The following is a 19239-nucleotide window of genomic DNA, read 5'->3' as shown; positions in this document are numbered from 1 at the left end:
TGGTCGATGGTTCGAGTCCATCATGACCCACCATTTACAAGCTTAAGAATTCGATTTTGAGCGGGTCATTAGCTCAGTTGGTAGAGCAGTGGACTTTTAATCCATTGGTCGATGGTTCGAGTCCATCATGACCCACCACTTACAGGCATACTAATTCAATTCTGAGCAGGTCATTAGCTCAGTTGGGTGAAAAAAGACCGAAGCAAGGCTTCTAAGCTTTTTGAACGCGAGTCAGGACGACGAGCCGGAACACCTCTTCAGGACGAATCAATGGCACTAATAATGCTTGAGCGGGTCATTAGCTCAGTTGGTAGAGCAGTGGACTTTTAATCCATTGGTCGATGGTTCGAGTCCATCATGACCCACCATCCTCTTATTCTTCATATATTATTCAAAATACTTTCTTAAACTCGCCATTTTGAGCTAAACATTCGCTAGGATTACCCCTGTATTTTTCGTATAATTCTACCTAATTATGCAATGTGGACTAGTGGTCGAGAAATGAGTCTAGCTGAACGTATTATGCCGGAAGATTATATCTTCCCTCCAAAACCTGCCCCTCTTACCGTTGAAGAAAAAGCAGAGTATAAAGCGCGTATCAAAGCGCTATTAGTTGAAAAAAATGCGGTACTGGTTGCCCATTATTATACTGATCCTGAGATCCAAGCACTTGCTGAAGAAACTGGCGGTTGTGTTGCTGATTCATTAGAAATGGCACGCTTTGGCGCTAAGCAAGAAGACAAAGACATGATCATCGTCGCCGGCGTGCGCTTTATGGGTGAAACGGCAAAAATATTAACACCGCACAAAACCGTTGTGATGCCAACACTCGAAGCAACTTGCTCGTTGGACGTAGGCTGCCCTATCGACGAGTTCTCTGCGTTTTGCGATCAACACCCAGACAGAAAAGTGGTGGTATACGCCAATACCTCAACTGCGGTAAAGGCCAGAGCGGATTGGATCGTCACCTCTTCTTGTGCGCTTGAGATTGTTGAGTACCTTGATGAGCAAGGCGAAAAAATCATCTGGGGTCCGGATAAGCACTTAGGTTCTTATATCCAAAAGAAAACGGGCGCCGATATGATCATGTGGAACGGTGCGTGTATCGTTCATGATGAATTTAAAACCAAAGCCCTTAAAGACATGAAGCAGCTACATCCTGACGCTGCGGTACTGGTTCACCCTGAGTCTCCTGCGGAAATCGTAGACTTAGCGGATGCAGTAGGCTCAACGAGTCAGTTAATTAAAGCTGCGCAAGAAATGGATAATCAGAAGTTTATCGTTGCTACCGATCGCGGTATCTTCTATAAAATGCAGCAACTTTGCCCTGAGAAAGAGTTCTTCGAAGCACCAACCGCTGGTGAAGGCGCCACATGCCGTAGCTGTGCCCATTGCCCTTGGATGGCAATGAACGGCCTACAGGCAATTGAAGAAGCGCTTATCAGCCCACAAGGCAAAGAAGTCTTCGTTGATATGGAATTGCGTGAAGGCGCACTACGTTCGCTAAATCGTATGCTAGATTTTTCTGCATCCTTGCAGAAATAGTAGGATTAATAGACAAATAGATCCTAAAAGCAAAAAACTGCTTGATAAAGTGCGAGGCTTTTCATAGTATTAGCCCCGCAATTCAGTGCGGAGAGATGGCTGAGTGGCTTAAGGCGCACGACTGGAACTCGTGTATACGTTTATAGCGTATCGAGGGTTCGACTCCCTCTCTCTCCGCCATTCCTTCTTTATTTTAATCAATCTGTTACTAGAAGTAGAAGCTGTCCTTTCTGTTAGCGCTGTTTTAAATTCTGAATGCTGGTTCACTATGTTTGCCACATTATTGCGTTTTTGGAAACCACCCTCGCTATACTTCATGTTTATTGCCACCTTAAATATACCTTCAACTGTTTATCCCAATTTTTAAGTACCAGATAGCACTATATGCTACACCTCCATCTGAATTAAGGTGGGTGTCAGCAATTTGGCTCACGATTTTGTCGTTTCTTCTTTGACGATAAGAGGCCAAATGACCTCTACTAAAATTGGGTCAGTTACCCATCAATTGCTGTAGTTGGCTTTTTCTTCCTCCTGAACTCCTGAACATCGTACATGATCTCTTAAATTATTAAGTTGAGATAGTTAAAAATCTATAAGGCAATTGCTAGCAAATGTAATATAAATAGGTACAATTGCGCTGTAATTAAATAAGAAAGGGAAAATTGTGAAATTCAAACTATCACACAAACGCTGGTTGACAATGTCGAAAGTTCTATTTGTTTCATCATTGTCACTTCCAGCCTTAGCCAATACCGTCGCCGGTAAAGTAACGCACTCTATTTCTGTACCAAGCTCTGGATATCTGAATAGCCCTGTAAATATTTCTTGGTCCCCCTTACCGGGCTTTTCGTTCGCCGACTTTTCTTTCGTGAAAATAGGCTATCGGTTAAACGGAGGCGATTATACTTTTCAGGATCATAGAGGTTCAGGTACGTCAATTTCGCTTAATCAGACAGGTCGTTGGTGCTTTATTGTTCGGGGATGGAACTCGAATGAGGGCGAGTTCGGATTATTTAATATAAATAATGAGCAATGCATCCAGATCAGAGACTTACCAATTCCAAGCGCGCCGATAATCGAATCACATGCGTATTATCAGCCGGTAAATAAAGACTTTGTGCTGAAATGGAACCCCCAGTCAGGGGGGCAGTATGTAAATTACTATAGACTGAATGGCACTTATTTTAGTGGTCAGAGTAAAAAACTGAACTTCGCAAATTATGGTAGGCAGTCATTCTCTGTTCAGGCTTGTAATTCGCAAGATAAATGTAGCTCCGCAGCAACAACTGGGGTCTATATCTATTCATCCCCTGGTTTTGTTAGAAACCTGACATCTGAGAAAGTGGATGTCGAACTCAATGAAGCGGTAAACATTACCTGGAGCCCTGCTGGAGGTATGATCCCATCTGGGTATTACGCTATTTCTCTAGATGGTCGTCAGTTATACTCAGGTAAGGATCTTCATTACACGCATCGTTCTAGTAACCCGGGTAGGCATACATATAAGATTGCAGCTTGCAATCCAAGCTTACCATGTACAGAAAGCTATCATACTATTAATGTGTCGGGTAGCGCGGAAGTCGAAGGTAATGCTTCATTTAATTATGAGCATGGCTCAGGAAATAAAATAATTGACCCGTACTACAATAAGAATGAATATCTTTCTTGGAACATATCACAAATAAAAAATGCTAATTCTTATCAGGTTGATGTTTTAGCAGAAGGTGGCAGCCTTTTAGGTTCCTATAACACTGAGAATGTAGGGAGTAATGTTAGGTTTAAGTTCGGTAACAACATAAATAGTACGAACTATAAAACAAATCAGAGTGTAAGAGTGAAGTTGAAAGCCTGTAATAGGTATAATCAGTGCAGGTATGTAACTGACACCAATTCTACTCCAACAATAAAGCTCGCTAAATGGAATAACAATGTCTATTACGAGGGGACTCCTCTTCACATCGTTGCAATTCATGCTGAAACGGATAGTAGTCAACAGAATGTATACAATAAACTATGGCCAAGAGCCAAGGTTGGAACTGCTGGAGAAGCTCCCGCGAAGGGTCCGCATTACTTCTACGAAGTAGATGGTTATGAGCTAATAAAAGCATACATGTTTCCCTACGCCATTGATGATGCACAAGGCAATCTCAAGGCAAACAGCGGCGTGGCTGCACAACCGGAAACGTCAAAAGTACTATTTGATGGTGTTGTGCTTTGGAATAATCTAGGCAAGTATGATAAGAACACCACAAGCGTAAATCGACTTGAAAATACTTTCCATGAAAGTGATGGGCTTATTGCTCCGCTGACAACGGTCAATAGTAGGCATTTCTGGAGAGAGTATCTTGATAATGTGTTTGGCGTAAAGTCTGAACTTGATTTAGTTGATTTGAACGATTCAAAATTTAATACTAAATACTTGTTTAAACCTGATGAAAATGGCAAAAGAGTTTCGATATTTGATGCTATTCATAAAACAACTTTGGATACTGAGGCGCCAAGAGGTGTTTACCTGATTCTTCCCGCCCCCTATATAGCGCCAGGTTCTGCTGATAGCTTTGACTATGGTTTGCATTTGAAAAGAACAAAGTACTATATTGATGAAGTAATTGAGCAGTACAGTATTTTCTTGGAAAATGTCAAAGAAAGGGGCGAAAAAACCAATGTAAGACTCGCAGGTTTTAAATGGGGTCAAGAATCATCTGGTATGAAAAACGAAAGCGTCTGTAAAGCATCAAAAACAGATGAAGCCTGCCTCTCGGCATTTAATGATTATCTGCGAGAAATCAAACGCTATCTCAATGGCTTTACAGCCAATAACCCAGGCACAACAGGTCAGCTCCAGCACCTTGCTTTTGTTTATAGTACAATAAATGCTGATTTCAAAACACATGCATCGCCAGGGAAAAAGTTTTCTGAGTTTACCTGTGAAAAAAGTGAAGAAAAGGTAGAAGAGTGCTTTACTCGTTTCTCTTCTATAAAGGCTGGTGGTTTTGTTGAACACTTTGACCAAGTATTTTTCCAGCCGAATGCGACTTCACGAAGATTTGGCAATAAAAAAAGTGGAGATATGAGTGATGAGGCCATTGATAGAGAAGTATTAGATTGGTACGTGCGAGGGTTGTTTAATAAGCTTCCTGAGTCTGATGCAAGTAAATACTCACTCATGATTGAGTATATTAGAGCATTGGGTAAACCGATAGTTAATAATGAAAGAGATTTTGGGTTGCTCTCGACGGATCCAGGTCACCTCATACATCCTCATTTTAAAAACTTTGAATACCCCTCATACAGATCTAGACTGCATGGAGAGACTAAATACACGGATGGCTTCTATGGTGATTTAAGTTACTATACTGACTATATTATGACTCAGTTCCCGCCAGAATTCAGGCAAGGGAAACGCAGTTTTCTTTACGATGACAATGGTGGCTTGGCATATTGTTACTCTCAGTATGCGCGTGGGTTGAAAAATTCATGTGTAGCCGGGAGATATATAAAGGGTGATAATTCACAAGATAAATTCCACCGATGGGATTTAGTAGAGTCGATCAGTGATTTACGCAGCCTGTATAGCTTCATTGAAGCAACAAGATCTGCAAAGAAAAACAATGGGTTAGCTACCAAAGCTTTCCAGGGAGATAATAATATTTTTCCAAAAGAGCCTATTATAATGCTAACTAACCACGATATCATTCCCGGAAAAGTAAGTAGCAAAAAACTAGATAACATTGCAATCTCATCCGGACAGAGAATATCAGTCAAGTCCCTAGTAAGGGCCCGATTACTGGAAGAGGTAGCCTTTAAGTCAGACATAACCGGTATTAAGGAAGATGATCTGGTTCGCTGTTCAGCCGAGCCAAGAGTTCGTGTATCGTTTTACGATACTAATAATACACTGTTGCTTGAGCAGAATGTTGGACTAACCAAAGAGCAATTTAAGTATGCATGCTTAACACACGCAATGAAATCAGCTTATTTTGAGGGCGGTAGAGGAGAGGAACGAGGGATAAATCCTTCAGGTCATCAATATGCAGGTAAGAGAGCGTATGGCAGTGGATTTTGGCCTGATGCTGATAATTGGGAACTATTGAAAGGAGAGTTTACTGCTCCTTCTCGAGCGGTAAAGGCATCAATTTCATTAGAAGCCGTTTCAACTGGCTTACCCAATAACTTAGAGGCCTATATGTTCTACAGGCCAGAATATATCATTCACTAGTTGGATACCTGTTATGGTCTTGCGAGGGTCTTACCCTCGTAAGACCAAAGATAGAAAAGTAGTCCGACAAAATTTATTGTACTTGTAGCGGGTATTTGTGAGTGATTTTCGGAGAAAAGCAACGCGGGCACCCATCACTATTTTCATCTACGGAATTAGGGTAGTTGCCACACCCTGAATTCTCATTCAAAGAGTGCAGAATTAAGTCCTAGATAACATCTTGGAAATGCATTAGTTTGCAGAGAATGTCATTTATTTGCCTGCCTTTTTATTACCAACATATTAAACAAGCTGGGTGCCGTTAACTAGACGCTTACGTTTTTACGGGCAATCAGCAGAGTATACAGTGAGCTTTGATAGGCTTTGTCCTACAGTTACTAGTCAGTATAAGCCTTACTCAAGTTACACTAAAACGCTCAGTTCTCCACCAAAGCCTCAGCCAATCGAAAAGTGTTTAACGGGCGCACTAACTATATGGTAGCAAGGGTTCAAATATCAAATTGTATTTGGTGGCTAAAAGTCATATAAAAGCGCTATTTGAATACTCCATTGACTCTCTGTACGAAAAATATCGAAAGTAACAGTGTTGTGTGAAAAGTATCCGTAGATATCAATTTCGGTGATTCATTTATCTTGGGCTTGTTCTCGTTGTATACTCTGTATTATATATCAAACGGCTTGTGGCACGTTTCAACGGGAAATAAAAGGATATATCAATGAATAGACTTGGCATACTAATTGGTTTGTTATTTTGTTGTAGCTATTCAATCGCTCAGCCCCAGCCGCAAGCAATCACAATTTACAATAACCCTTCTCAAGGTGTTCAAACCGAAAGCCGTGTATTTTCCTATCTGCAAAGCCAATTAACTCAGTTTGAGATTACACAGTCTGATGCCAGTGTTGACCGTGCGCTTAAAAATATTGCAGGTGGTGAAGGGGAGTGCGTTAGAAACTTAGTTATGAATAAAGCGCGCAGTAAAACATTGCTATTTTCAGAGCCGACCACTTACTTTTTGGGGTTACAAGTTTTTGCTGCACCCTCAGTGCAATTGTTGCCTACACAAACCGAGCAAAACCTAGAGGCATTGTTAACGAGTCATCCCAAATGGTTGTTGGGCGTAGAAAAAGAGCGCTCATATGGTGATATTGCCGATGCCATGATACAGCAGACGCCAGCAGATCAGCTCTACGTGAAAGAAGGCAGCGAAAACGAAGCGCAAATGTATTCTATGTTGATGAGCAAGCGTTTTGAGTTGCTGCTTGAATATCCCTCGGTTATTGCATACCACGCGAAAGATGCATCAGAAAAACCCGTACCAATTGCGGTTAGTGGTTTTGCTCCATTTATTACGGGGCATATTGCTTGTCGGGATACACCCGTTACACGCGGGTTTTTAGCGGCGGTTAATTCTGTCTTGGCGGGCTTGACGGTGGACGAGCGCTTTATTAACTGGCATCTAGAATACATAGACAAGAGTCTACACGATACGTTTAAACAGCAGTTTAGCCAAGCGCAAAGCCCTCGGCTTTAAACTGAGACTTCCAATAACCTATCTGCCAGTGCATTTAGGTGTGAGCTATCGCACTGCGTCGCTGCATAAGTTCGAATACCATATACAGACATAATAAAGAAACGGGCCCTCTTTGTGGCTTCATCTTCACTTAATGCTTCACTATCGGGCCAAGCTATCAAAAACTGTTGCCTGATCAGTGATTCAAATTGGTGCAAGTTAGCGCTGAGTGCCGCTTGAATTTCCGCATCCTGCTCGCCAATTTCATTAAGCGTTTTGGTGAGCAAACACACTTTCTTTGACTCGTCGCCTAAACACTCACCGACAAGATCTTGTAAGAATCGCTCAAGTGCACAGCGAAGGCTGGTGCTGTTTTCGAACAGCTTTTGATAATGCACTCGTCGGTCTGCTTGATATTGATCTATGGCGGCTAATAACAAACCTTTTTTATTTTTGAACGCACAGTAGATAGAACCCGGATGGAGTCCGGTGACTTCGGTCAGTTTGGGCATACTGGTTTTGTTGTAGCCATAAGTCATAAATGCTTGCATGGCATTTCTCAGTACGGTTTCTCTATCAAACTCTGCTGTTCTCATCGATTTCCTAAGTGCACCAAATGTGTTTAAACGTCGCCATTATACCAATACTTCACCCCTATTTTTGATAACAATGAAAAAAATGTAAAGGTTTAACTTGAATAATGATTCAAGAATCCCTATCTTGAATGTATATTCAAATATGGAGAGACACGCATGCCACAGGTACTTTTTGAAAATGTTAAGCTAAATAACACGATATCACTCAATAATCGCATCTTGATGGCGCCATTGACGCGCTGTATGGCAGACGACGATCTAGTGCCTACCGATGACATGGTGAAATACTACGCTAAGCGAGCCAAAGCAGGATTAATCATTAGTGAAGCGACGATTATTCGCCCTGATGGGCAAGGCTACCCGAATACCCCAGGTTTGTTTACACACGCACAAATTGCAGGGTGGAAAAAAGTAACAGATGCTGTACATGCCGAAGGTGGCAAGATGTTTGCGCAGTTGTGGCATGTTGGGCGTGTTGCGCACCCGTACTTCTTTGACGGAGAAGTCTTAGCACCATCGGCTATTGGAGTTGAGGGTACGGTTCCAAGAATGCGTGAACTCACCTATCAAATCCCTAAAGCGGTAACTCAGGAAGAAATCACACAACTTGTTGCCGATTATGCCCAAGCAGCAGCAAACGCGATTGAAGCAGGCTTTGATGGAGTGGAAATTCACGGTGCCAATGGTTATTTAATTGACCAGTTTTTACATCACGCCGCGAATCAGCGTACTGATGAGTATGGTCAAACACCAGAAAATATGAGTCGATTTGCTCTGGAAGTCACCGATGCTGTCGCCGATCGTATTGGTGCCGACAGAGTGGGTCTGAGAGTGTCACCCGGTGCTTATTTCAACATGGATGGTGACCAAAGAGACAGAGCGGTATTTGATTTCTTAATCTCGGCATTAAACAGTCGCAACTTAGCCTATCTGCACGTGGGTATCTTTGATGACGCGATGGAATTTGAGTATTTGGGCGGCAGTGCCTCGGCTTATTTGCGTAGCATCTATAAAGGAACGTTAGTTGGTGTGGGGAGCTACACTGCAGCGTCAGGTGCAGAAGCGATTCAAAATCAACAATTTGATTTATTGGCGATTGGTAGACCGTTCATTGCCAATCCTGATTATGTGGAGAAGGTGAAAGCCGGTCAAGCCGTGAAAGAGTATGATGAGTCTATGCTCGCAACATTAGACTAAAACCAACCCATAAGTATGAATTTAGAGAAATGCCAAACACTTAAGTTTGGCATTTTTTTGTACATTGCATAAGCTTAAAGCAGGCGTCAGTGGTAAAGCGAAAACTTTTGATGCAAAAGTTGTCATCTTTATCAATTAAGCTTGAGAGCAGTTAAGTGTTTAACCCTCAAGTATTTGCTAATTAATAATCAACTGGATTGTAGCTTATTTTTTAACATTGATAGGAATAAAGGAGTACTTTGGAGTTTATTTGTTCGCTAAGTGTGTAATAATATGCCAGCAATGCAGTTGTGAGTGCGTCGGACATGCAAGAAGATTTACTAAATTCCGTTATCAAAATAACAAAAACGAGAGACGTTGATTCTCTCGAATACAGCTTAGTGTCTACTATTCAAGAGTTCATAGGCTGTAAAGAGGTCGCTGTTTATAAGGATCTGCTCGTTCCTGGAGAGATCGCGATAGAGAGAAGCTTGTTGCTAAGAAAACTGTCCGATAAGGAATTTGATTGGGAAGAGCGAAGCTTAGTTAAAGAACCTGATAAGGAATTAATTTCTTGCTTGCAGTCGGCCTGTATCATTACGGTACAAGCGAAAGATGGCACCGAGCATCGTTGGGTGCCAATTAGCCTTCAGGAAAAGCCAGTTGGTGCGATAGCGGTTATCAGTACTGGGTTGTCGAGTGCAGATCAAGTATTACTTAATGCATTTTGCCGCATTTTTGAAAATTACCTCACCATTCTTCACGAAAACGAGCGCGATAAACTCACCGGACTACTGAATCGTCAAACGTTTGAAAAGCGCTTGAAACAACTGATTGAAAAGCAAGTTATCAAACAACATAAAACGGTATGGCATGGTGATGTGCGCTCGGTGCATAAAGGCGCAACCTCATGGCTTGCAATCATGGATATCGATCACTTTAAAAAAGTCAACGATAACTACGGACATGTATGCGGAGATGAGGTTTTACTGTTATTAGCACAGCGTATGCGCCAGTTTTTTCGCTCCACAGACTTATTGTTTCGCTTCGGTGGTGAAGAATTTGTACTGGTCTTTGAGCCAACCGATTACGATTCAATAAAAGCTAAGATGGACGAGTTTATGGAGCTGGTACGAAATACCCACTTCCCATTCGTAAAAAAGCTCACCGTCAGTGTCGGAATGTCTCGCATTAGTCCATATGATTTCCCCATCACTGTGCTTGAAAACGCCGACAAGGCACTTTATTACGCAAAAGATAATGGTCGCGATATGCTTTGTTTTTACGAAGCGTTGCTGTCTGAGCATAAAATTGAAGCGCCGGAAGAGAGCTCTGATATAGATTTGTTCTAACAGTTTAATCTGAGAAGCGACGGTTGTCGCTTTTCTACTCAAGCGCACTTGCATTAACCTCAATAACTACCGCTTATAGGAAGATTCAGATACACTTAACACAGCGTTAAACTGCATGGCAGACAACATGTTACACATCATCCAATCGAATCGAATGGAAATCTTGCAGGCGCAACTCTGCACACTCATAAAATCAGCACCACTCGCGAACCCTTTTGCAAAAGAAGTGGTGTTAGTACAATCTCCTGGTATGTCTGAATGGCTCAAACTAGGCATGAGTCAACATTTAGGAATAAGTGCACAGGTCGACTTTCCATTACCATCTAGCTTCATTTGGAAGCTATACCAAAATTTCATTGATGATGTTCCCAAGGAATCCGCTTTTAATAAAAGCAATATGACTTGGAAGCTATTTACGCTGTTACCTGACTGCATTGATAAGCCTCAATATATTGCGCTTAAGCACTATTTAGGTGACGACCCGTCAGGAATTAAACTCTTTGCCCTGTGTGAAAAAATTGCCGACGTTTTTGACCAATATTTAATGTACCGCCCCCAGTGGGTTGAACTTTGGGAGCAGGGCCAAGATACGCTCATAGATGTGGATGTTGAAGCCATCGCCCCTTGGCAGCCTGATCTCTGGCGTCGTTTAGTCCACCATGTTAAAGCACTTGAACAAAGTCCGTATCACCGTGCCAACATGCACGATCAGTTACTGCAAGGGCTGGCCAATGCACCAGATGGCAAACTTCCCGAGCGGATCTGTATATTTGGACTGTCGGCCATATCGACCAGTCAGCTTGATATTTTTCAAGCGCTTGGCCAAAAAACGAATGTATTTTTATTCTTTTTTAACCCCAGTGAACACTACTGGGGAGATTTAGTCGATGAGAAGACTCAAGCTAAAGTCGCTGCAAAATACGCCAAGATGCCAGAACTTGAAGCGAAAGACGGCGAGTATTACTACATTGGTAATCCACTCCTCTCTTCATGGGGAAAGCTCGGGCGTGACTATTTTGAGCAATTATTGCAGCTTGATGCCAGTTGGATTGATGGATTTGATGACGCGTTTGAGGACAGCCTGCTTGGCCAGGTACAGCAAGAGATCTACCAGTTGGCATTTAAAGGAGAGTCGTTAACCGCGGATCCAAATTGGTTTGTTTCGCAGCAGGGCAAGTTACCCATTATGGCCGATGATACCAGTATCGTTTTTCAGGATTGCCACACGCCACTGCGTGAAGTCGAGCGGCTCCATGATTATTTACTCAATCTGTTTGAACAAAATCCAAGCCTGACGCCTAAAGACATTATCGTCATGATGCCTGATGTGGGCACCTATTCGCCATTTATTAAAGCGGTGTTTGACAGCAGTGAAGACAACCTGCGGATCCCTTATGCGATTTCCGATCTTGCAATCGAGCAAGAGCGGCCTATTTTAATGTCTTTTGTGACACTAACAGACTTACCCAATAACCGTTTTTGCGTGTCGGATATTCTCGATTTGTTGGGCGTTTTGCCGATCGCCGAACAGTTTAACCTTGAAAGCCATGAATTTGACTTAATTCGCTATTGGCTTGATCAGGTCAGTGTTAAATGGGGCTTAAATGACAGCCATAAAAGCGAATATGGCTTGCCAAAAATACCACTAAATACGTGGCAGCATGGACTCAACCGTTTGCTCTTAGGGGTTGCAACAAACGACGAACAGACGCCATTCGCATCTATTTATCCTGCTGATGAAGTCGAAGGGATGTCGGTGGCGGTACTTAACAAGCTTATCGGCTTTGTTGATGCGCTGATTTGGTTAAAACGACAACTCAGCAGTGAAAAGACCTTAACGAACTTCGCGGCAATTCTACGTGAAGCCATGGCGCTATTTTACTCGTCAGAGTCTGAACAGAGTTGGGATTTACTTAAGCTTGAGCAGATTATAGAGAACATCGAAAAACACCATGAAAATGGCGATATTCAAGCGCCAGTCTCAGCAAAAATCTTAGCGTATTTGGTTAAGCAAGGCGTTAGAGAAAAAGGGGTTGGGCAACGCTTTTTAGCCGGAGCGGTAAACTTTTGTACGCTGATGCCGATGCGTGCTATTCCATTTAAAGTGGTGTGTATGCTTGGTCTAAATGACGCCGACTATCCTCGTACCGTGCAGCCTATTGGTTTTGATTTAGTCGCACACTCCACGAGACGTAAAGGCGATCGCTCACGAAAACTAGACGACAGATACTTGTTCTTAGAAGCGTTACTCAGTGCTCGAGAAAACTTGTATATCAGTTATATTGGCCGCTCTTGTTTTAACAACGAAGCCCAAGTGCCATCCGTTCTAGTCAGCGAATTGACTGAATACCTAGATCGCAGCTTTTATTTTGAAGATATGCCAAAGCAGTCGCTTGTTACCCGATTAACTTCACAACTGCCATTACAACCTTTTAATCCTGAACATTTTAAAGCAGGCTCACTACAGAGCTACAATCGTACCTGGCTCTGGCAGCATAGAGCGGCGCAAGCTGATGAAATAAAACCGTTGGCACCAGTTTTAGACGCAGAAATTGAGTTTAGCGATTTGCTGCGCGGCGTTTGCGAGCCGCAAAAGTTATTTTATCAGCAAGCGCTGGGCATTAAGCTCAAACCAGTAGAAGCGTTAACACTCGATGAAGAGCCTTTTGCATTAGATGCTTTGGAGCGCTATCAATATTTAGATGAAGTGTTGGATGCTCAGCTACAACAACAGCCCTTAAATCTTGAACAAATATTACAACGAGGCTCGCTGCCACAAGCAAACATTGGCAAAATACAGCTAGAGGGGCTGCTCAGCCGCGTTGAACCTATGGTTAACGTATTGACCCCATTGCTGAATGAACCAAAGGAACCTCTAGAGCTAAAACTTGGTGTTGCAGGGCATATACTGGTCGGCTGGCTTGATTGTGTGTATGACAACAGGCAAGTGTATTACCGTAGCGCCAGTATTAAAGCCAAAGATTTGATTAAAGGGTTTTTACATCATTGCGCGGCCTGTGTAATGGGGCATGAAGTCACTACTTATATTGTTGGGCTAGATCAAAGCGTGCACTTTGCCGCTATTTCACAGCCGCAAGCACAGCAATATTTGGAGCAGTGGTTGGCTTTTTATAAGCAAGCACTGAGTGAACCTGTGGCATTTTTTCCAAGTTCCAGCATGGAATATGCCAAGACACAGGATATTAAAAAGGCCGTAAATAAATTTAAGCCGCAATATGTTGGTCGAGGAGAAGGGGAAGATCCCTATGTTCAACTATGCTTTAGCGATTTGTCAGCTCATGAAGCGCGTTTTTGTGCACTTAGCCTTACTTTGTTAACACCTATTCTTGATGCCGCTGAGGAGGTACGCCATGGAGATGCTTAATCCCATTACTATGCCTCTAAGTGGCCAAAACCTAATTGAAGCCAGTGCAGGTACGGGGAAAACCTACACCATCACCGGTTTATATCTGCGTTATTTACTTGGTTTGCGTACTTCTGATCAGCAACATGAGCCGTTTAGCGTTGAACAGATCTTAGTGGTAACCTTCACAGAAGCGGCAACACAAGAGATCAAAGACCGAGTGAGAAAACGCATTATTCAAGCTCGAGACGTGCTACTAGGTGAAGTCTGTAAAGATGAACTGATAGGTGCCATTTTGGCGCAAATTGAAGATAAAAAGCGCGCCTTTGATCTCCTTGATGCTGCCGCTAAGTCAATGGATGAGGCTGCGATATTCACCATTCACGGCTTTTGCCAAAGAATGCTGAAGCAACACGCTTTTGAGTCTAAGGTGGCATTTAACCTCGAATTTATTCTCGATGAGAGCGAGTTGATTGACGCCGCAATGGCAGATCATTGGCGACGTTTTGTCTATCCGCTAGATACAGAAAAAACACAGGCTGTGATAGAGCAATTTGCCACGCCATATGCCCTGGCGAAGCAAGTTAGACCCTTATTAGCAAGAGAAAATGCCGAAATTAAACCCTCTGTTTCCTTAGATGCGGTATTTGCAGCTCGTGAAAAATACCAAACATTAGCACTGTGGCTAAAGGCCGAAATAGTCAAAGCTGACTACATCAATGTGTTGAAAAACGCAGGACTGGCAGGCAATCGGGCACCTGGGCGAAAAGCTAATCTTCAAGCGCTGGAGGATTATGTCAACAGTGAGCAGTGGTGGTTTGAGTTTGGTAGCAGTAATCACTCCTTTGGACTTTGGGGCAGTGAAAGCCTCACCGATGTTGCTCAATATAAAAAGAATACAACGCCGCTGGAGCATAAGCTCATTCGTCACTTTGATACCTTGGCAGAGCTCCATCAATTAGTCGGGAGTGGGCTTAAAATCGCGTTAGTGCAACACGCGGTGAACGAGGTAAGAGCTTTACTTCACGCCCACAAAGAAGAATATGGCTTGATCTCTCCCGACGATTTACTTAAGCAGCTGCATCAAGCGCTGTTAGGCGACAGTGGTGAGCGCTTAGCCGAAAAAATTGCACAGCAATATCCGGTTGCCATGATAGATGAGTTTCAGGATACCGATCCCATTCAATATGGGATCTTTAGCCGAGTTTATGCAAAGGAAAGTACCGCATTAACCTTGATAGGCGACCCAAAACAAGCCATTTACGGCTTTCGCGGAGCGGATATTTTTACTTATATCGGTGCAAAGCAAGGAGTTGCGCAAGACAGGCAGTATACGCTTGCAACCAATTATCGCTCCGATAGTGACGTGGTTGCCGCAGTGAATACGATATTTACTCGCCATCCCAATAGTTTTATCTACAACAAAGATATCCCTTTCATTGAGGTGAGCGCGCAAGGTAAAGCCGAGGATGCGCAATTTACTATCGCGTCTAAAAAGTCGTCAGCTCTGCGCTTCAGTGTATTACCAAATGAGGATGAAGCACTTAACAAAAGCGCCGCGCAAGCGCGGCTAAGTCAGGCGTTCGCTGGTCGAGTTGCAGCGCTTATCGAGCATGGGCAGTCGGGGATTGCGAAGATTGGCGAAAACCCAGTTGTGCCAGCGGATATCTGTGTGTTAGTTCGCGACCGCATAGAAGCGAGCTTGATCAAACGAGCCTTAAATCAACTCGATATTGCCAGTGTGTACCTTGCCAGAGATAGTGTATTTAGGCAGCCGCTCGCAATTGCCTTGTATCAACTGCTTGATGTACTGCACGGGAGTTACGACGAAGCTGCGCTCAGAGGCGTGCTTGCAGGACCATTATTTTATTTAAACAACCAAGCGCTATACGACTTGCAGTTTAATGAGCAGCAGTGGCAAGGTTATTTACAGTTATTTAGTGAGTTGACACAGCTTTGGTATCGCTCTGGTGCAATGGCGATGCTGGAACACTTATTGATTACTTGTGAGCTGCCAGTGATTTGGCAGCAGCAGGGAATAGAAGTGGAGCGTTGGCTGACCGACTTCCGTCATTTGGCTGAGCTTTTACAGCATAAACAATTAGAGCTTGATGGCACGGGTCGTGTGTTGCGTTGGTTTTTATCGCAGCTAAATAACGCCCAGAGTGACAGCAGCCAAATTCGCTTAGAGAGTGATGCCAATCTGGTGAAAATTGTGACTATGCACGCATCAAAAGGTTTGGAGTATCCGATTGTCTTTATGCCATTTGCGCTTGGGTTTCGTGAGCCTGATACCTTAGTTTATCACCAAGGGGATAAACTAGTTGTCGATCTTGAAGCCAGTGACGACGCCAAAGAAAAAGCAGAGCAAGAACGACTGGCTGAGGATATTCGCTTACTTTACGTTGCGCTGACGCGTGCGGTGCATTATTGCGAGCTTGGGCTTTACGACATTCAACAAGGGCGCAGTAAAAAGTCTGCGCTGCACAAAACGGCTTTAGGATTTGCCTTGTTTGGCACGGAAACTTTCGACAGTGCTGAGGCTTGGCAAAGTGCCCTAAGCGAGTTATGTAAAGCACATGCGGCAATGGAGTGCGTAAGATTAGATGAAATCACCGCACCACAGCAAGCGATAAACATATCGCTTGAAGACAAGCCTCTAGCTTTGTCTGCGAAAACCTTCAGCGGTCAGATTGAACGCCACTGGCGTACTACAAGCTTTAGCCAGCTAAGCTATCACACGCATCATGGTGATAAACCAGCTGGGGCCGTGGACGAAAACCATTTACTGGACTTACCTGAGCAGCGTCAAGAGCGGGAAAAAACCTCTTATACTTTTCCAAAGGGCGCCAAGCCGGGTAGCTGTTTGCACGAAATCTTTGAGCTCATAGATTTTACCGCACCGCATTCCCCTAAAAACGAAGATAAGTATACGCTGACCGAAGCGGTCACTAAATCTTTGGATAAGTTTGGTATTGCGACCGAATGGCAAGAGACCGCTGAGCGCTGGATAACAAGCTGTTTGGCAGCACCACTTGCACCACATCCTCATTTACAACTTGGTGTGCTGCCACCGGACGACTGCATTGTTGAAATGGAGTTTTATTTGCCACTGAAACCACTCAGTGCGGTGAAGCTGAACAAGATCCTCAGTGATATCACTGGACAAAAGTCGTTTTTAAACTTTGATGATGTGAAAGGCATGCTGAAGGGGTTTATCGATTTAATCTTCAAGTGGCAAGGACAGTTTTTTGTTCTCGATTACAAGTCCAACTACCTTGGTGATAGCCCAGAAGATTATCACTACGATAACCTCAATGCAGCGATGTCGTCTCATCAGTATCATTTGCAGTATATGATTTATACCGTGGCACTTCACCGCTTGTTAAAGCAGCGCCTTGTGGACTATAACCCTGAGCAGCATTTGGGCGGGAACTACTATTTGTTCTTACGTGCATTACCGGACAATCAGGGGATTTTCTTCAATCAGTTAAGCGTAGAGCAGGTGTTAGAATTAGATGCATTATTTGAGGAGTCTGTATGAGCCAGTTAAGTATGGACTTTGAGGCATTTGACCATCATAGCTTTATAACGTTATTGCTTGAACATAAACGAGTTGGTAAAGCCGATATCGCGTTAGCCAAGTTGCTGAATCAGCAAGGCTACGATGATCACTTCTATGTATTTTTACTATTATTAATCGCTCATGGACGTCAGCATAGTTGTTTAGAGTTAGACAGTATTAATTACCAGGATCCGTTTGAGCTCAGCTACGCGGTTGCGGATGGATCTGTAGAGTTATCGCCATTTTCAAGCACAGGTATAGCCTTTGCAGCGCTTGCACAGCATCCTGCGATCGGTGAAGATAAGCCGCTTCGGCTATACGGTAATAAGCTCTACTTGGCGAGATTAGCAAATTATGAAGCAAGGTTGGCAGGACACTTTGAAATGTTGGCAAAAGCCGATGTTACGCTGGACGAAGCAAAACTGAGTGCACTGTTGGCGTCGTTTTTTCCAGCCAGTGAAGAAGACATTGATTGGCAAAAAGTGGCTTGTACACTTGCTATCATTAAGCGATTTTGTGTCATCACGGGCGGCCCCGGTACGGGAAAAACCACGACGGTCACAAAACTGCTTGCGATTTTGCAATCGCTTTATAACAGTGCGCCGTTGACCATCAAGCTAGTAGCACCAACCGGCAAAGCGGCTGCGAGGCTCAGTGAGTCAATTATTGGTGCGAAAGCGAGGTTAAACCTGCCGCCAGCGCTTGCTGATTTACTCCCGGAGCAGGCGCAAACTATTCATCGCTTGTTAGGCGTTATTCCTAATAGCGTGCACTATCGTCATAATCAAGATAACCCGCTGCATGTTGATGTGCTGATTGTTGACGAAGCATCCATGGTGGACTTATCGCTTATGGCGAAGCTGGTGGATGCACTACCAAAACATGCACGGCTTATTTTACTCGGCGATAAAGATCAGCTCGCATCGGTAGATACCGGTAACATACTCAGCGACTTATGTGAAAACTTAACGCTTGGGCAAGCACCGCATTACAGTCAGGCACTGAAAGCAAAGCTAGCTGAGTTGAGTAAACAAAGCTTGCCTGATTCGGGTGATACCAGCGCTGACTTTATGTTGGAAGATAATCTGGCGTTTTTACAAAAAAGTCACCGTTTTGACAGTCGAAGTGGGATTGGTCAGTTAGCATTTGCCGTAAATAGTAACAATAAGCGGCAATTAGACAGCGTGCTGGGGCAAGGTTATAGCGATATACAGCATCATGAATTAAATAGTGAAACCTACAATGCCCTAATTGCCAGAGCGGCGGAGCAATACCAACGATACCTTCTTGCCATTCATCATGGTGAGAGTGAGGCCATAATTCATAGCGAGTTTGCCAGTTATCAATTGCTTGCGGCCGTGAGAGAAGGCCCTTACGGTGTGAACGAGTTAAATCGCAGAATAGAGCTTAAGCTTAGTCAAATGGGATTAGTGCAACCGACAGGGCGCTTTTACGTTGGTATGCCCATTATGATCACCCAAAACGATTACCAGTTGAAACTGTTTAACGGTGATATCGGGATTATTTTACGCGATGAACAGGGTGAGCTACAGGCATCATTTATTGATGAGCAGGGCAGCGTTAGGCGCTTTTATCCTGCCAGATTGCCGAGCTTTGATAGAGTGTACGTGATGACTATCCATAAATCACAAGGCTCTGAGTTTGCTTACACGGCAATGATACTACCACCCATTCAACGTGCCCAGCAGGGGATAAATCGCCAGCTTATTTATACTGGGATCACCCGAGCTAAACAGCAGTTTGAATTGGTGGCGCAATATAAGGTATTAGTGCAGGGTATGAATCGAAGTGTCAGTCGCAGTAGTGGACTTAGAGATAGGCTTTCGTTTAAGAACTAAAAACATGCTAATCCTATGTTCTAACCTCAGAATAATATGATGTTAGAACATA

The 19239-nt window shown here is 43.5% G+C and carries 9 protein-coding genes and 3 tRNA genes; 11 read left to right on the top strand and 1 reads right to left on the bottom strand.

The genetic code is table 11. The features are described 5' to 3' along the window. Nucleotides 1-62 precede the first annotated feature (62 nt). The 6 genes from BB427_RS13135 to BB427_RS13110 all read left to right on the top strand — a co-directional run bounded on the left by BB427_RS13135 (nt 63) and on the right by BB427_RS13110 (nt 7296). A tRNA-Lys gene (locus BB427_RS13135) sits at nt 63-138 on the top strand. A 154-nt stretch (nt 139-292) separates the two neighbouring features. Continuing rightward, nucleotides 293-368 (top strand) — tRNA-Lys (locus BB427_RS13130). Between the two features lie 133 nt (nt 369-501). After that, nucleotides 502-1545 (top strand): quinolinate synthase NadA, encoded by a 1044-nt coding sequence (gene nadA / locus BB427_RS13125; RefSeq protein ID WP_069021073.1) that lies wholly within the window; start codon nt 502-504, stop codon nt 1543-1545. Nucleotides 1546-1634: 89 nt separating this feature from the next. After that, a tRNA-Ser gene (locus tag BB427_RS13120) sits at nt 1635-1725 on the top strand. A gap of 484 nt (nt 1726-2209) precedes the next feature. Then, nucleotides 2210-5764, top strand: coding sequence for a hypothetical protein (locus BB427_RS13115; protein WP_069021071.1), 3555 nt, complete (start codon nt 2210-2212; stop codon nt 5762-5764). A gap of 716 nt (nt 5765-6480) precedes the next feature. After that, nucleotides 6481-7296, top strand: coding sequence for a hypothetical protein (locus BB427_RS13110; protein WP_069021070.1), 816 nt, complete (start codon nt 6481-6483; stop codon nt 7294-7296). On the opposite strand, the gene BB427_RS13105 is transcribed toward BB427_RS13110, so the two are convergent. After that, nucleotides 7293-7871: a TetR/AcrR family transcriptional regulator gene (locus tag BB427_RS13105; RefSeq protein WP_045990613.1), complete on the bottom strand. Its 579-nt coding sequence runs from the start codon at nt 7869-7871 to the stop codon at nt 7293-7295. The genes BB427_RS13110 and BB427_RS13105 overlap by 4 nt on opposite strands. A 156-nt stretch (nt 7872-8027) precedes the next feature. On the opposite strand from BB427_RS13105, the gene BB427_RS13100 reads away from it, so the two are divergent. From BB427_RS13100 to recD, 5 genes are all read left to right on the top strand, one after another. Next, nucleotides 8028-9068 carry an alkene reductase gene (locus BB427_RS13100; protein WP_069021068.1) on the top strand — a complete coding sequence of 347 codons (1041 nt, stop codon included), beginning with the start codon at nt 8028-8030 and terminating at the stop codon, nt 9066-9068. A 305-nt stretch (nt 9069-9373) separates the two neighbouring features. After that, a complete protein-coding gene (locus BB427_RS13095; RefSeq protein WP_010605111.1) occupies nt 9374-10399 on the top strand; it encodes a GGDEF domain-containing protein in 1026 nt (341 codons plus the stop codon). 127 nt (nt 10400-10526) lie between these two features. After that, entirely contained in the window at nt 10527-13784 is a 3258-nt protein-coding gene (gene recC, locus BB427_RS13090) for an exodeoxyribonuclease V subunit gamma (protein WP_069021079.1), read from the top strand. Beyond that, nucleotides 13771-17307 (top strand): exodeoxyribonuclease V subunit beta, encoded by a 3537-nt coding sequence (gene recB, locus BB427_RS13085; RefSeq protein ID WP_069021066.1) that lies wholly within the window; start codon nt 13771-13773, stop codon nt 17305-17307. The genes recC and recB overlap by 14 nt, the downstream gene beginning before the upstream one ends. Continuing rightward, complete coding sequence (gene recD, locus BB427_RS13080) at nt 17304-19187, top strand: exodeoxyribonuclease V subunit alpha (RefSeq protein WP_069021065.1); 1884 nt, start codon at nt 17304-17306, stop codon at nt 19185-19187. Before recB ends, recD begins: the two co-directional genes overlap by 4 nt. Nucleotides 19188-19239: the final 52 nt, after the last annotated feature.

The sequence above is a fragment of the Pseudoalteromonas sp. BMB genome (assembly GCF_001709235.1).
Lineage (GTDB): Bacteria > Pseudomonadota > Gammaproteobacteria > Enterobacterales > Alteromonadaceae > Pseudoalteromonas > Pseudoalteromonas maricaloris.
This window is presented reverse-complemented; position numbering and strand designations above follow the sequence as displayed.

Coding starts and splice junctions, on each gene's coding strand:
- nadA (WP_069021073.1), top strand. CDS start 502: ATGAGTCTAGCTGAACGTATTATGCCGGAAGATTATATCTTCCCTCCA.
- BB427_RS13110 (WP_069021070.1), top strand. CDS start 6,481: ATGAATAGACTTGGCATACTAATTGGTTTGTTATTTTGTTGTAGCTAT.
- BB427_RS13105 (WP_045990613.1), bottom strand. CDS start 7,871: ATGAGAACAGCAGAGTTTGATAGAGAAACCGTACTGAGAAATGCCATG.
- BB427_RS13100 (WP_069021068.1), top strand. CDS start 8,028: ATGCCACAGGTACTTTTTGAAAATGTTAAGCTAAATAACACGATATCA.
- BB427_RS13095 (WP_010605111.1), top strand. CDS start 9,374: ATGCAAGAAGATTTACTAAATTCCGTTATCAAAATAACAAAAACGAGA.
- recC (WP_069021079.1), top strand. CDS start 10,527: ATGTTACACATCATCCAATCGAATCGAATGGAAATCTTGCAGGCGCAA.
- recB (WP_069021066.1), top strand. CDS start 13,771: ATGGAGATGCTTAATCCCATTACTATGCCTCTAAGTGGCCAAAACCTA.
- recD (WP_069021065.1), top strand. CDS start 17,304: ATGAGCCAGTTAAGTATGGACTTTGAGGCATTTGACCATCATAGCTTT.